This is a genomic window from Marinobacter iranensis (genome assembly GCF_029207565.1).
Lineage (GTDB): Bacteria > Pseudomonadota > Gammaproteobacteria > Pseudomonadales > Oleiphilaceae > Marinobacter > Marinobacter iranensis.
On sequence record NZ_JANCMW010000016.1, the window covers coordinates 51,605 to 66,417 of the forward strand.

Genomic DNA, 14,813 nt, shown 5'->3' on the forward strand with positions numbered 1-14,813 from the left:
CCCGGGCTCGTTACTCCAGGCGCCTCAGCAACAGCATCGGCGACACACTCAGCACTGGTTTGAGTTGCCAGCGCCCGAAGAGCGCCAGCACCAGGGCGCTGATCAGCGGAATCGGTAGGATAGCCTGCCAGTGCCAGCGGAACTCCCCTTCAAACATCCGGAACTGCAACGCCCAGACGGCCCCCTCTGCAGCGGCCACCCCGAGTACGCCAGCAAAGAACCCCAACAGGGCAAACTCCAGCATGGTACTTCTCACCAACAGTGACTGCCGGCCACCCAGGGTTCTGAGCAGCGCGCCTTCCCGTTGCCGGTCCTGCATGGTAGCGCTGACCACTGCGGCCATGACCACCAAAGCCGCCGCCAGGATCAACGCCAGGATCGCCTCTATGGCTTGGGTTACCTGCTGGACGATTTCCTGAATGCGCTCTATCACATGGTCGATCTCCAGCACGGAAACCGTGGGGAACCTGCGGGAAAAGTCGTTGAGCTGCCCTTTCATATCCGCAGGCAGGTAAAACGCTGTTATCCAGGTTGCCGGCATGTTCTCCAGCCCACCGCCTGGCGGGAACGCCATATAGAAATTGGGCTTCATGCTGTCCCACTGGACGGTTCGAATGCTGGTGACGGTTTCCGTTACCTTCTCCGAACCAATCGTGAAGCCAAGCTCATCACCCACCTCAACGCCGAGTTTTCCGGCCAGCTCCGACTCAATGGAGACACCGTCGGTCTGGCCTTCAGAGAACCACTCTCCGGCCACAATGCCGTTATCATCGGGCAGCTCCTCCATCCAGGTAAGATTCAGTTCCCGGTTGAGGGCGCCTACCCGTTCTTCCTTGGTCACTGCCTCTTTCACCGGCTGCCCGTTGAGCTCAGTAAGCCGGCCTCGAACCATGGGATACAACTGTTCCAGGGGATGACCGCGCTCCGCCCAGAATTCGTCCACTTCGTCGACTGCCTGGGGGGCGATATTGATCAGGAAGTGATTGGGGGTGTCTTCCGGTAACTGTGCCTGCCAGTCGTCCAGTAATGAAGTCCTGACCAGGATCAGTGTGGCCGCCAGCATCAGCGTCATGGCAAAGACTGCAATCTGCGACAAGCTTGCCCGCCGATGCCGGTAGAGGCCGACGAGTGCCAGCCGCCAGGCATTGCCGCCGCCACTGATCCTGCGCAGTGTGGTCACCATTAGCCAGCCCAGCAGGGCCAGCGTACCCAACAGCAGTGCCAGTCCTCCGAGCAGCGATAGCACCAGGGAAACCTCCCGGGCATAAAGCCATACCAGGCCGAATATCGCCACCACCGCAATCACCAGATCCGGAATGGCTTCCCGGCCGGATTCACCGGGCTGGCTCCGCAATACCCGCATGGCCGGAACGTTCCGCAAGCGGCGGATGGGCGGGTAGGCAAACGCAAACAGGGAGACCAGCGCGGTCAACAGCGCTGGCGCCAGTGCATTCGGATCAAACTGGTAATCAATCTGCCGCCCCAGCACGTCCCCCAACACGCTGGACAACAGCCAATACAGAGGCAGGGCCACCACCAACCCACCGATGGCTCCAACGATACCCCACAGGGCCAGGCGCCGAAGGTACAACCTGCCAATGCCCTGGCTGCTGACCCCGAGGGTTTTCAGCAACGCAACGGTATCCCGTTGTGAAAGCGCGTACTGGCGACTGGCAACCGCCACGGCAACCGCTGCCAACATCACTGCAAGGCTGCCACCCAGCAGCAGGAAACGCTCGGCCCGATCAAGGGACCGGGAGAAAGTCTCCCCATCACGCACCCCCTCCCATTCATGGCTGGGCTCCAGTTGTGGCTGCAGCCAACGGTAATAGTCATTCAATGCGGCTTCTTCACCGGCAAACAGGTATACGTATTCCACCCGGCTGCCTTCCTGAATAACGTCGGTGGCGGCCACATCGTCCACGTGCATCATTACCCTGGGTGCCAGGGAAGACATGCGGAAGCCGCCGTCCGGTTCCCGGACCAGCAGGCCAGAGATGGTTAGCTCATGGTTACCGACTTCAAGGCTATCGCCAATCCCGAGCTCCAGTAATCGCAACAGGCGGGGGTTAAGCCATACCTCTCCCGGCGCGGGCCCATGGGCGACTGTTTGCCTTGGCTCGTCTGTACCCTGCTGGTATTCGACTTCTCCACGCAGTGGGTAATGATCGTTAACCGCTTTGACCGAAACCAACTGGAAGTTGCCAGCACCGTAGACCATGGTGGAGAACTCGACCATACGGGCGGTTCCCAGGCCCCGTTGTTCGGCTTCCTGCATCCAGCTTTCCGGGATTGGCCGGCCGTTCTCCGCCTCCAACTGACGATCCGCCGCCAGGAAGGAACTGGCCGAAGACACCAGCGTGCGCTGCAACTGGCTGGCAAACAGGGCAATGGTGGCCACCGTGGCAACGGCAATGATCAGTGCGGAGAGAACAACACGGACATCCCTTTCCCGCCAGTCACGTTTCACCGACATTAATTTTTTTGACGCTGCCATCAGTTCACCGCTTCCGGCTGTGCGGCCGCCGAGGGTTCCGTCAGAATGCCCGCCTCAATATTGAAGTGACGGCCACAGCGGGCCGCAAGGCGCTCATCATGGGTCACCATGACCAGCGTCGTGCCCTGCTCCCGGTTCAGGGCCATCAACAGATCAGACACATCCGCGCCAGTGCGGTTATCCAGATTGCCCGTGGGTTCGTCGGCAAACAGGATGGCGGGCTCCGACGCAAAGGCGCGGGCAATGGCCACCCGCTGCTGCTCCCCGCCCGAGAGCTGCCTGGGCGTGTGATAGAGTCGTTCCCCGAGACCGACCCGTTCCAGAAGTTCCCGCGCCTTGGCTTTCGGTGAGTCAAAACCACCCAGCTCCAGCGGCAGCATAACGTTCTCCAGCGCGGTCAACGCCGGCAATAACTGGAATGACTGGAACACGAAACCAACCCGGCGTGACCGAAGCTTTGCACGTTCATCTTCACTGAGCTGGCTGATCACCGCGCCATCAAGCTCTACCGTGCCATCTGACGGTGTATCCAGCCCCGCCAGCAACCCGAGCAGCGTGGTTTTGCCAGAGCCGGAGCGCCCGACGATCGCCACGGACTCACCACGGTTGATTTCCAGACTAACCCCCTGCAAGATCGTCAACGTATCTGTCTCCAGGCTGACCCTGTGGGTGAGGTTACTCACTTTCAGCATGGGTCGCTGGCTATCTGGTTTGTGATCACTTAGGTCGCTCACGTGCTCTCCACAACGGTTGTTTTGGAAACGGCTCTATTGGAAACGAGTATCTATGCATACGGTATTTTTACGCCTGAGATCAATAGTTTTCCTTGCTTTAATTTGTGTCGGGGTTCAGGCACACGCCAGCCAGAACACCCTGATGATTGTCGGTGACAGCCTAAGCTCTGCTCACGGCGTACAAACCGAGGACGCCTGGGTGACCCTGCTGAAAGACCGGCTGGAAGAGGAAGGCCTGAACCAGTGGCAAGTGGTAAACGCCAGTATCGGCGGCGAAACAACTGACGGTGGCTTGCGCCGGCTACCCAAACTGCTCGACGAAAACGAACCCGAGGTTGTCATTATCGAGCTCGGCGGCAACGACGGTTTGCGGGGTTTTCCGCCCAATGTAATCCGTCAGAACCTGTCCAGTATGATCGAAAAAGTGAACGAGGCCGGCGCCAAAGCGCTGCTTGTGGGCATGCAGATTCCCCCCAATTACGGCCAGCGCTATACCCGTGCCTTTGCGGACATCTACCCGGAACTGGCTGAGAAACATGAAACCGAGCTGGTACCCTTCTTCCTGGACGGTATCTATGACCAGGAAGGCATGATGCAGGACGATGACATCCACCCGACAGCCGAGGCACAAGGCCAGCTATTGGACAACGTCTGGCCCGTGCTGGAACCCATGCTGCGCAAATAGCCCCCAGCCTAAGCCAATAGCGCCCGGGCGTGAGCCACGGCCCGACGCTCCGACCAGTAATAGCCATCCCGGGCATGTTCAACAAAACCGACGTGTCCGCCCCACCGAGGTGATTCCAGCCGAACATGGGCTCCCAGTTGCGCCCTGGATTCCGGAAAACACTGCCGGGACAGGAACGGATCGTCGGCGGCGTTGACGATCAGCGATGGCACACGAATGTCCTTGAGCTTCCAGAGCGCCGAGCAGCTTGCCCAGTAATCCCGCGCATCCCGGAAACCATGCAATGGCGCGGTATAGCGGTCGTCGAATTCATGGAAACTGCGAATATTCTCGAAACCACTGACATCAATCAGTTCCGGGAACCGCTGCGACTTCTCTTCCATCTTCACCTGCAGGTCCCGCAGGAAACGCTGCATGTAGATGCGTCGACTGGGTAGGGCCAGGGTATCGGCGCTGCCGGCCAGGTCGCAGGGCACGGAAAAGGTAGCCGCACCGCAGATGCGGCTGTCGACCTGCTCTGACTGCTGGCCCAGGTAAAGCAGGGTGAGATTGCCGCCCATACTGAAGCCGGACAGGAAGGCCGTCTTGTAACCCCTGGCAAGCCCGTGCTGAACCACACGGTGTAGATCCTCCGTGGCACCGCTGTGATAGAAGCGCGGCTGGTGGTTCATCACGCCACCACAGGAGCGGAAATTCCACGCCAGCACATCCCAACCATCATGCAACAGCGCCCGTGCCAATCCCTGCATGTAGGGACGCCGGCTGTGCCCTTCCAGACCGTGGGACAACACCGCCAGCCGGTCACTGCCCTGGCGGTACCAGTCCAGGTGCAGTTCGTCACCATCATCGGTGGGCAACACTTCCCGCACCGGCTCGGCGATCGCTACTTTGCGAAACAGTGTGGGCCATACCGACTGGACATGGCCATTGCGTAACCAGAGCGGCGGTTTGTAATCCAGAAAGTGGTAGTACAAATTTTAACCTTTCAATTCATGGGGTTGACGCCAACGGGGAAAGCCCCTAATATGCGCGCCATTCCGACTTTGTTCCCCGATAGCTCAGTTGGTAGAGCAACGGACTGTTAATCCGTTTGTCGCTGGTTCGAGCCCAGCTCGGGGAGCCACTTACAGCAATTCCCCCCGCTGCATGAATTCCCGCAGCACCCTGAACAGTGTTACACCATCCCTGGTTCCAGCCATTTCCCGAATCGAATGCATGCCAAACTGCGGCACGCCGATATCCAGCGTTGTCACGCCCAGGTTGCCGGCTGTCAGCGGGCCAATCGTACTACCGCATCCCATGTCACTGCGCACCACAAAGGTCTGGTACGGCAGGTCCAGTTCATCACTGATATGGCGATACAAGGCAGCGGAACGGCTATTGGTGGCGTAACGCTGATTGTGGTTCACTTTGATCACAGGTCCCTGGTTCAGCAGCGGCCCATGATTTTCGTCATGCCTGTCCATGTAGTTGGGATGTATGCCGTGGGCATTGTCTGCCGAGATCATCATGGAACGGGCGAGGGCACGTGCCCTGCCCTTACCGCACCAGCGGTCCAGGACCGCCGACAGGAACGGCCCCTGGGCGCCTTCCGCCGACATACTGCCGACTTCCTCGTGGTCGTTACACACCAGCAATGCCGGCTCATCCCCCGAGGATTCAATCAGGGCCTGCAGCCCGATGTAGCAGCTTAACAGGTTATCCAGCCTTGCCGAGGCGATAAAGTCCCCGCGCAGCCCCACAATTGACGCCGGCTGGGCATCGTAGAAGCCCAGTTCATAGCCCAGGATCTTGCGCACATGGATGCCTGGCTGCTCTTCGGTAATCTGCTCGGTGAGAAGATCGGCAAAACGGGTTTTGTCGTCTTCCGGCACCTGCATCAGCACCGGCGGCAGGTCCGTTTGCGGATTCACGGTGCGGTTACTGTTGGCTTCGCGGTCCAGGTGAATCGCCAGACTGGGGATGTAAGCCACCGCCTTGCGGAAGTCCACCAGCGTGTCTTTCACGCGGCCGGAATCATCCACGTAGGTTACCCGGCCAGCCAGGGACAGGTCGCGGTCGAACCAGGGATTCAGCAACACGCCGCCATACACTTCCACGCCCAACTGGAAAAACCCCTTGCGGCGCAATTCCGGGTTCGGCTTCACCTTCAGGCAGGGGCTGTCGGTGTGTGCGCCCACCATGCGGATGCCTGCTTCGGCAACGTCGCGGCGGCCAGTGCGAAACGCCACAATCGATGAGCCATTGCGGATGGCGTAGTAGCCCTGGCCCGCGTCCAGGTTCCAGTCCTCTTTTTCGTCCAGGGCCTTGAAGCCGGCCTCGTCCAGACGGCGCTTTATGCTGGCGACGGCATGCCAGGGTGTGGTTGAAGCGTTCAGAAATTCGAGCAGATGGTTGTTAAATTCAGCGTGTTCCATGGTGTCCCTGATAAACTGATAATTGCGGCGCCAGTATGGCATGATGGCGCCCGACGTCATATCCGTACAAAACGGCTGCCAGAGTGCAGCCCGGCTACCCGGAGAGTGTACCTTGCCCGCACCACGTTTTCTCGATATCGAATACTGCCAGACCGACGACGTTCTGTTTCCCGTGGCCATGGCCTGGTCACTGGAAGACGGGCAGATGAAAACCGTCGTTATTGCCCCGGCCGACGAATGGATACCGGAAGACGCCGACCTGGGCGACATCGACCTGCTTTACCTGGAAGAACAGGGCGTGCCGCTGATCGAACTGGCCCAGGAACTCCACCAGGACCTGCCCGACCAGACCGTTTACGTCGACGGCATGGACCCGGACGAAATCCTGGTAGACCTTATCTTCACCGCCGTCAGCATGGATGCGCCTTTTGAAATCGCCGGCATTGAGGAGCTCATCACCACCATGCCACGGGAAGACCTGGACGACCGCCGCCGCCAGTTGCTGTCAGACGAAGGCCTGGAACCCCAACTCCCGGAAAACGGCGTTTACGCTTTACTGTTGATTGCCCGGGAAGAAGGCCTCTTCGACCAAACCTGAATACGACAACTCTGCGAGCAGGGCGAACTGTGACTTGTGTCGACGTAACAAACAGTTACAGAAGGCAGAATCTGTCGGAATCCGACAATGCCAGGAAGCCCTATAACAATGAAAACGCTGTTGCGACACCTATCCAAGGCCGCCCTGATTACGGCTGCCCTGCTGACTACCACAACCGCCAGCGCCCAGGATAAACAACCGCGCGAGGGCAAGACCTACGTCGGGCTGCTGGCCACCGGTCTCAACCACCGCTCGGTGGGCCAGAACACCCTTGAAACGGCCTGGTCCACCACCGGCTCCATGGTGCTCGGCACGCATATCTCCGAGTACTTCCACGTCGAAATCCGCGCAGGCGCCGGCACCACAACCGCCGAGATCGACAACGAACTGGAGCTGGACATCGAATACTTCGCCAGTTGGTACATTGGCGGCCACTATCCGATTACAAACTACGCCAATGCCTACGGGCAGTTCGGGTTTTCCCACGTTCACGGAATTGCCACGCTCACCTCGGTCGGTAAGGCCCGTGAAGCCGACCCCGATGACGGCTCCCCTTACGCTTCGCTTGCCAACGAATACCCCGACAGTTCGTTCGGCGTCAGTTGGTTGCTTGGCCTGGATTTCGAAGTCATCAACAACGGATTCATTGTGCTGGAAGGCGGCCGGCTTTTTGAGGACACCGAAACCGGCGCCAATACCTTCCAGTTCTCAACTGGCTTCAAATACGAGTTCTGAAACAAGCCCGGGCACCGGCTGTCAGAGGTTGTGGCGAATGTGCCAGCACCGGTGAATCCGCGCGTTCCGCTGAAAATCCCGGTCCAGGGTATCGCGGGTTACCTCTTCAACCGCGAACTCTTCCTCCAGGCTTTCATCCAGCTTGAAGCGCCTGAAATTATTCGAGAAAACCAGCAGTCCTTCAGACGTCAACCGTTGCATGGCCTGGCGTACCATCTTGCCGTGGTCCTTCTGGATATCCAGCACCCCGGCCATCCGGGCTGAATTCGAGAAGGTGGGCGGGTCCATGAAAATCAGGTCAAACCGCTGGTCGCTGGATGGCCTGGCCGCCAGCCACGCCAGACAATCCGCCTGCTCCACCCGGTGATGGGACGCATCCGCGCCGTTGAGCGCCAGATTTTCCTGGGCCCAGTTCACGTAGGTTTTCGACATATCCAGGCTCAGTGAACGGGTCGCACCACCGACTGCAGCATGAACCGTGGCTGCACCGGTGTAACAGAACAGGTTCAGGAACCGCTTGCCCGCCGCGTTGCGCTGAATCCAGTGCCGTACCGGCCTGTGGTCCAGGAACAAACCGGTATCCAGGTAATCCTTGAGGTTCACCTTCAGCACACAACCGTGTTCGTGCACATTGAAAAACTCACCACTGGCTGCCTGTTTCTCATACTGGCTGGTGCCTGCCTGACGCTGGCGCTGCTTGCAGACCATCGCCTCCCGGTCAACACCAATGGCTTCGGGAATCACCGCCAGCGCCTCCGCCAGCCGCTCCCGCGCGGAACGCTCATCCACCGTCTTGGGGGCGGCGTACTCCTGAACGTGAACCCGGCCCTCGTAAACATCGATGGCCAACGCAAATTCCGGCATATCCGCATCGTAAAGCCGATAGCAACCAATGCCCTGTTTGCGGGCCCACTGCCCGATGGTCTTGAGGTTCTTTTTCAGGCGGTTGCGCAGCATGGACGCGCGCTCTTCGTTGGCAATGCGGGGCGTCACCTCGCCGGGCACATCCGGCTCTCGTGGCGTCATGGCACTGACATCGTCCACGTTGAACAGCAGCAGCTGTGCCGGCAACTTGCCGTTGTAAAGACGATACTGTTTGTAGCTGCGCAGGCCGATGGATTTACCGTACTCCGGCGCACCGGTGAACACGCCCAGTCGCCAGCCTGGCAACTGGGCTTTCACGGCTTCGCCCAGGCTGCGGTAGAGACTACCGAGCTCCTTTCGTTCGCTCAGGCGCTCACCATAGGGGGGGTTGACTAGCACCAGGCCGGTTTCAGCCAAACCGCCTTCCCGGGCGAACGCATCAATCGCCCGCTGCTCAACCGTCACGATGCTCTCGAGCCCCGCGCGCTGCACGTTATTCCTGGCGGTCTGTATCACGCCCCGGTCCTGGTCAAAGCCAAGGAACAAAGGCACACGGCCGTCAATACCCTGCTTGCCCTCGTAGGCGCGTTTCTCGGCCTCCTGGCGCAGAGCCAGCCACAGATCCGGTTGATGCCCCAGCCAGCGCTCGAAACCGAAACGCTCACGCTTACGACCCGGGGCCAGGTCAAGGGCCATCATTGCGGCTTCGATGGCCAGGGTGCCGGAGCCACACATGGGGTCAATGAAATCGCCTCCTGCTTTCGCAATCTCCGGCCAGCCGCACCGTGTCAGCAACGCCGCTGCCAGGTTTTCCTTCAGTGGCGCGGCACCTTTTTCCGTTCGATAACCCCGTTTATGCAGGCTGTCGCCGCTCAGATCAATACCGACCGACAACGCCCCCCTGTTCAGACGGGCAGACACGGTCACATCGGGGTTTTTCGCATCGACAGAGGGCCGCTGGCCACTGGCACTGCGCAGGCGGTCAACAATGCCGTCTTTCACGCGCTGGGCGCCGTATTGGGTGTTGCGGATGGCCTCATTCTGGCCCACGAAATTGACGCGGAAACTGCCATTCATGGGGATATGCTGCTGCCACTCCAGGTCGGTTACACCGCCGAGCATCTGGTCGCCGGAGGTGGCGTCCACATCCGCCAGGTGAAGGATGACGCGGTTCGCCAGCCTCGACCACAGGCAGGCGCGATAGCCACTTTCAAGGGTGCCGTTGGCCCAGACACCTGCCGGCGCATTACGGACCGGATCCATGCCAAAGGTACGCAATTCGTCCTCCAGCAAATATTCCAGGCCCTTCGGGCAGGTTACGAAAAAGTTAAGGTCTGGCACGTTCGACTCCTGAGTCATTTCTACTTTGGCTAACGTCGTGGGATTAGCGCATTTTCCCCGATTTTCACGGGTTTGTTATGTCACACAACTATAAGAGAAGCTTCATATAGATGAAATAAATAGTGTACAAGGGCGCTGGCTTAGTCTTACCTTGTAGGTGACGCGTCGTTCCGGGGAGCCGAAAAAAGGCTCTCTGTTAACAGGATCCTGACTGCTCTGGCCATACCTGACAATAGTGGGTTACCCCGGAAGGGTTGCCCCAAGTCCCGGCCACTGCAGATGTGTACACGCTTGTTCTGTTAATCCATCAGTGAGGAACGGCATGAAAAGACAGAAAAGAGATATGTACGCTCGTGCATTCAAACGGGGTTATCTGGCCGGTGTGTCCGGTAAAGCAAAAGACAGTTGCCCGTTGGAACAGCCGGAAGTTCGCCAGGAATGGCTCAACGGGTGGCGAGAAGGCCGAACAGATCAATGGGAGGGCATGACCGGCGTATCCGGCATCCACAAACTGGCAAACGTGACGGCATGACGCTGTTTGCCCAAACCCCGAATCTTTAATCTGATCTTTCTACAACACACAATTTGACGCAGTACTCAGAGCAACCCAAACGGGTCCTCCCGACCCGTACCATGCGATGAAGCGCCACGGGGTACGTTCCCCGCACGGGCCCGCTAAGCGGGCCCACTTTATTTCTGCTCCCGGCATTCTCAATAACGCTTATCCCAGCCGACGAATAGCCTCTACCGATTCTCTGATCAATGCCGGCCCGCGATAGATAAAGCCTGTGTATACCTGCACCAGCTTTGCTCCTGCCCGGATCTTTTCAGCAGCGCTGTCACCGTCGGCAATGCCGCCCACCCCGATTATGGGCAACGACTCTCCCAGCTCCGCATGCAAAGCCTGAATGACTCGTGTTGAAGGTGCTCTCACCGGCGCGCCGCTCAGGCCACCTGCTTCTTCCGCATACCGATGCCCGGCAACGGCGTCACGGCTGATGGTTGTATTCGTTGCAATCACCCCGTCCAGCCCTGCCTCTTTCAAAGCCGCAGCCACAAACCGGATACCGTCATCGTCCATATCCGGGGCGATCTTTACCGCCAGGGGCACGTAACGACCGTGTTCTTTTTCACACCGGGCTTGTTCGTCCTTGATGGCGTGCATCAGGCCTTTTAACGAGTCGCCAAACTGGAGATCCCGCAACCCCGGTGTGTTGGGGGATGATACGTTCACGGTGATGTAGTCTGCGCGGGAGTACACCGCGGCAATGCCCTTGCGGTAGTCGGACTCGGACTCCTCATTAGGCGTTGCCTTGTTCTTGCCTACGTTGATACCCAGAACCCCGGAATAACGGCGTTTGTCCACACGGCCCAACAAGTGGTCGAGGCCACGGTTGTTAAAGCCCATCCGGTTGATAATGGCCTGATGCTCAGGGAGCCGGAACATGCGTGGCTTTGGGTTGCCCGGCTGGGCCAGTGGCGTAACCGTGCCGACTTCGATAAAACCGAAGCCCAGCGCACCCAGGGCGTCCAAGTGATCGGCGTTCTTGTCCAGGCCGGCGGCCAGACCCACCGGGTTGGGAAAATCCAGGCCCATCACCCGCACCGGAAGCGGGTCCGGCACGGTGACCAGAGCCTGAAGCAATCCGAGCTTTCCGGCCATATCGAGGCCGGACAATGTCAGGTTATGGGCGGTCTCCGGTGGCAGCCGGAACAGCATCTCGCGCACAATGCCATACATACAAAATCTCCCTGATCGAGAATGACGCGGAGTATACCGGAACTTTTCCACAGCATCGCCCTACACCTTAAATATGACGGCTAAATGTCTGTAGCGTTAAGCTCTTGTGACCTTTTCCACGGAATCTGTGGATAACCCTGTTGAAAATCGCGGGGCAACGCGGCCGAACCCTTGATATCCGCGACAGCCTACAAATTGATCATTTTTTGAACAGTTTATTTATCCATAAATATCAATAAGTTAAAGTTCATTTTTTGGCATGGAAGACTCAAGATATACAGGATGTTACTTGCGACGCCACTTCGGCCAATGTGCATAAATAATACAGCGGCACTGTTTTAAATCCCTTCGTAAACTGCGCCGGGAATATCGTTATACTGGCTTTGTGAGCAGCAGGAGAGCACCCAATGACTGACCGGCAGACCCTAGCCCCCAAAAGCCATGACGACCTTCCTGAAGAAAGGGAGGCGGCCTCACGGGTGACAATAATAGGTATGGCCCTGGATGGGGTCCTTGGCATTATCAAAGTGATCGCAGGGGTGCTGTTCCATTCCCAGGCATTGGTGGTGGACGGTATTCACTCGTTCAGCGATGTTGCGTCAGACTTTGTGGTATTGGGCGTCATGCGTTTTTCCCGCCAGGCACCAGACGACGACCACCCTTACGGCCATCAGCGCATAGAGACCATGGGCACCATGGTACTGGGCAGCATCCTCATTGCCGTGGGCGCCGCCCTGGCCTGGGACAACACCCTGCGGCTGCTGGAGGGCGGTGCTGTGAATATCCCCGAGTGGCCCGTCCTGGTAGCAGCGGCCATCTCCGTCGCCAGCAAGGAGTGGATCTACCGGTACACCCGTAGGGTGGGGATAGCCATCCGCTCCGATCTGATTATCGCCAATGCCTGGCACAGCCGCACTGATGCCTTCTCCTCCGTGGTGGTGCTGTTTTCAACCATGGGCGCCATGCTCGGCTATATCTGGCTGGACATCCTCGCGGCGGTGGTGATCTCCGTCATTATTATCCACATTGGCTGGAGGTTTACCTGGGACAGCGTGAAGGAGTTGGTCGATACCGGCCTGTCGCCCGGGGACACTGAAACTCTGAAGGAAATCGCAAGGAACACAGACGGCGTGCGCAACGTGCACGAACTCCGTAGCCGCAGAATGGGCCACGACATACTGCTGGATGTCCATCTTGTCGTATCACCGGAGATCAGCGTCTCCGAGGGGCATCAAATCGGCATGCAGGTGGTAACGGCCATGCGGGAGGCTTTGGACAACATTCTCGACATCAATTTCCACATCGATGCGGAGAATGATGAGGAGCACATCCAGACCTCCGAGCAATTGCCCGCACGGGCGGAAATTCGTGAGGCGCTGCAAAAGCACGTTGGCAACCTGCCACCCAACAGCCGCCTACGGTTGCACTATCTCCGCAACAAGGTCCATATGGAACTGTTCATGGAGATTCCCAGGTCCGAGGCGCTTCCGGATGCCCACCGGATCAGCCAGGAGATGGGCAATTACCCCTGGTTTGGCAGCCTGCGGATATGGCACGCCCACCCGGAGCGTCAGGCGGAGTCCTAACGGCGCCGCTTTTCTTCCATGCGGGAGAGGAATTCCTGCATGATCAGGGTGTACAGCTCGCCTCCCAGAAAACGGTCTTCCACTCCCCCATCGATGCTGGGGTTGTCGTTCACCTCAATTACCGCCACCCGGTTGCCGGACTGCTTGATATCCACCCCGTAGAGGCCATTGCCGATCAGCCGGGTGGCATTCAGCGCCGCCTGGATCACGTTCCTGGGCACCTCGTAGGTGGGCATGGTGTCGAAACCACCGCTGTCCACTTCCGCACCACCGTGCTGATAGATCTGCCAGTGGCCCTGCACCATGAAATACTTACAGGCATAGATGGCACGGCCGCCCAGCACGCCAATCCGCCAGTCGTAATCGGTATAGAGGTATTCCTGCGCCAGCACCAGGGCAGACTGTTTGAACAGTTCCTTCAGACCAGCGCGCAGGGATTTTTCATCCTCCGCCTTGGTAACGCCCCTTGAGAAGGCACCATCCGGAATCTTGATAACCGCGGGAAAGCCCAGTTCACGAATCACCTGTTCCGCACTGTCCTTCTGGTCCTTGGACAGGATCAGCGTTTTGGGCGTGGGGATCTTGTTGTTCTTCAGCAGATCCGCCAGGTAGACCTTGTTGGTGCAACGCAGGATCGACACCGGATCGTCAATCACCACCATGCCCTCTGCCTCGGCCTTGCGGGCAAAACGGTAGGTGTGATGGTCGATGGCCGTGGTCTCACGAATAAACAGGCCGTCGTATTCCGGCAGCCGCATGTAGTCGCGGCGGCCAATCTTCTCCACATTGATGCCCAGTTTCCTGCCAGCCTTCTCGAATTTTTCCAGGGCTTCCTTGTCGCTGGGGGGCATTTCCTCGTCGTCGTTGACCAGCATCGCCAAGTCAAAGCGATAGCGGCGCCGGGTGCGGGGCTTGCGCCACACCATGCTGCTGAAACGGTCAAAGGCCGCCGCAAAGTCGTCCTGCTCTTTGCCCTTCAGGTCAGCCGGGCAGCCCGGCTTCATGGAAGCAATCTGCCAGGTTTTTCCACGGCGAAAAACCACGTCCAGAACCGGACACGGGAAGCGGTCAAACAAGGCACGAGCGACCGGCTTCAGGTCGGCGTGTTCGGCCTGGCCAAAATAGGTGCGAATGCGCACTTCATGGGTGGCGTTCTTTTCGTCATCTGATGGATCAATTTCCGAACCGGACGCCTCCAGCCAGTTGATAACACTGGCATCCAGTTCATCCAGCTGCAGCGAGAACAGTCCCTTGCGGCTGAGATCGTTCAGGGTCATCACTGATGGCACAACATGGTGACCACGGGCCTCCGCCAGCAAAGAGCAATAGTAGCCACGGCTGAGGTAGCGGGCACTCTGGCACAGGTTGATCACCCGCACCCGGCTGGACGCCGGTGCCGTAAACTGCAAATACTGGTCAAAGGTCAGTACATCTTCGCTGGGGTAATAGGGTGCCCAGTCCTTGGCGCGGTCAACAACAATCAACAAACGTGACATCAGTGGCATTCCTCCATGAAGGCAGTGCCGGATAGCAAAAAGAAACAGGACAACCGCGCATCGGCCGAGCCTGTACAATGTCGCAACAATACGCTGGAAACCTTTAGCCTACAATTAGC

Annotated in this window: 12 protein-coding genes and 1 tRNA gene; 6 read left to right on the top strand and 7 right to left on the bottom strand. The window is 58.6% G+C overall.

Annotated elements, in window-relative coordinates:
• Positions 1–10: 10 nt before the first annotated feature.
• Both NLU14_RS19655 and NLU14_RS19660 read right to left on the bottom strand, forming a co-directional pair.
• Positions 11–2,497 carry an ABC transporter permease gene (locus NLU14_RS19655; RefSeq protein ID WP_275709777.1) on the bottom strand — a complete coding sequence of 829 codons (2,487 nt, stop codon included), beginning with the start codon at positions 2,495–2,497 and terminating at the stop codon, positions 11–13.
• The gene (locus NLU14_RS19660; RefSeq protein ID WP_275709845.1) at positions 2,497–3,189 is read right to left on the bottom strand and encodes an ABC transporter ATP-binding protein; all 693 of its coding nucleotides are present in this window, start codon (positions 3,187–3,189) and stop codon (positions 2,497–2,499) included. Before NLU14_RS19660 ends, NLU14_RS19655 begins: the two co-directional genes overlap by 1 nt.
• A gap of 94 nt (positions 3,190–3,283) precedes the next feature.
• Here NLU14_RS19660 and NLU14_RS19665 point away from each other — a divergent pair, with 94 nt between their 5' ends.
• The gene (locus NLU14_RS19665; protein WP_275709779.1) at positions 3,284–3,916 is read left to right on the top strand and encodes an arylesterase; all 633 of its coding nucleotides are present in this window, start codon (positions 3,284–3,286) and stop codon (positions 3,914–3,916) included.
• 8 nt (positions 3,917–3,924) lie between these two features.
• Here the strand turns inward: NLU14_RS19665 and NLU14_RS19670 are convergent, their stop codons facing one another.
• Positions 3,925–4,890: a YheT family hydrolase gene (locus tag NLU14_RS19670; protein ID WP_275709781.1), complete on the bottom strand. Its 966-nt coding sequence runs from the start codon at positions 4,888–4,890 to the stop codon at positions 3,925–3,927.
• Positions 4,891–4,963: 73 nt separating this feature from the next.
• Between NLU14_RS19670 and NLU14_RS19675 the strand changes: the two genes are divergently transcribed.
• Positions 4,964–5,039 (top strand) — tRNA-Asn (locus tag NLU14_RS19675).
• A gap of 1 nt (position 5,040) precedes the next feature.
• Here NLU14_RS19675 and NLU14_RS19680 read toward each other — a convergent pair.
• A complete protein-coding gene (locus NLU14_RS19680) occupies positions 5,041–6,333 on the bottom strand; it encodes a M18 family aminopeptidase (RefSeq protein ID WP_275709847.1) in 1,293 nt (430 codons plus the stop codon).
• 112 nt (positions 6,334–6,445) lie between these two features.
• On the opposite strand from NLU14_RS19680, the gene NLU14_RS19685 reads away from it, so the two are divergent.
• Positions 6,446–6,931 (top strand): hypothetical protein, encoded by a 486-nt coding sequence (locus NLU14_RS19685; protein WP_275709783.1) that lies wholly within the window; start codon positions 6,446–6,448, stop codon positions 6,929–6,931.
• Positions 6,932–7,039: 108 nt separating this feature from the next.
• Positions 7,040–7,666 carry an outer membrane beta-barrel protein gene (locus tag NLU14_RS19690; protein WP_275709785.1) on the top strand — a complete coding sequence of 209 codons (627 nt, stop codon included), beginning with the start codon at positions 7,040–7,042 and terminating at the stop codon, positions 7,664–7,666.
• Between the two features lie 21 nt (positions 7,667–7,687).
• On the opposite strand, the gene rlmKL is transcribed toward NLU14_RS19690, so the two are convergent.
• A complete protein-coding gene (gene rlmKL, locus NLU14_RS19695) occupies positions 7,688–9,871 on the bottom strand; it encodes a bifunctional 23S rRNA (guanine(2069)-N(7))-methyltransferase RlmK/23S rRNA (guanine(2445)-N(2))-methyltransferase RlmL (RefSeq protein WP_420845081.1) in 2,184 nt (727 codons plus the stop codon).
• A gap of 322 nt (positions 9,872–10,193) precedes the next feature.
• On the opposite strand from rlmKL, the gene rmf reads away from it, so the two are divergent.
• On the top strand, positions 10,194–10,403 hold the full coding sequence (gene rmf, locus NLU14_RS19700) for a ribosome modulation factor (protein WP_027831734.1): 210 nt from the start codon (positions 10,194–10,196) through the stop codon (positions 10,401–10,403).
• 189 nt (positions 10,404–10,592) lie between these two features.
• Here the strand turns inward: rmf and NLU14_RS19705 are convergent, their stop codons facing one another.
• Positions 10,593–11,612 carry a quinone-dependent dihydroorotate dehydrogenase gene (locus NLU14_RS19705; protein ID WP_275709789.1) on the bottom strand — a complete coding sequence of 340 codons (1,020 nt, stop codon included), beginning with the start codon at positions 11,610–11,612 and terminating at the stop codon, positions 10,593–10,595.
• A 407-nt stretch (positions 11,613–12,019) separates the two neighbouring features.
• Between NLU14_RS19705 and NLU14_RS19710 the strand changes: the two genes are divergently transcribed.
• Positions 12,020–13,198 (top strand): cation diffusion facilitator family transporter, encoded by a 1,179-nt coding sequence (locus NLU14_RS19710; RefSeq protein ID WP_275709791.1) that lies wholly within the window; start codon positions 12,020–12,022, stop codon positions 13,196–13,198.
• Here the strand turns inward: NLU14_RS19710 and NLU14_RS19715 are convergent.
• Entirely contained in the window at positions 13,195–14,694 is a 1,500-nt protein-coding gene (locus NLU14_RS19715; protein WP_275709793.1) for a RimK family protein, read from the bottom strand. The genes NLU14_RS19710 and NLU14_RS19715 overlap by 4 nt on opposite strands.
• Between the last annotated feature and the right edge of the window lie 119 nt (positions 14,695–14,813).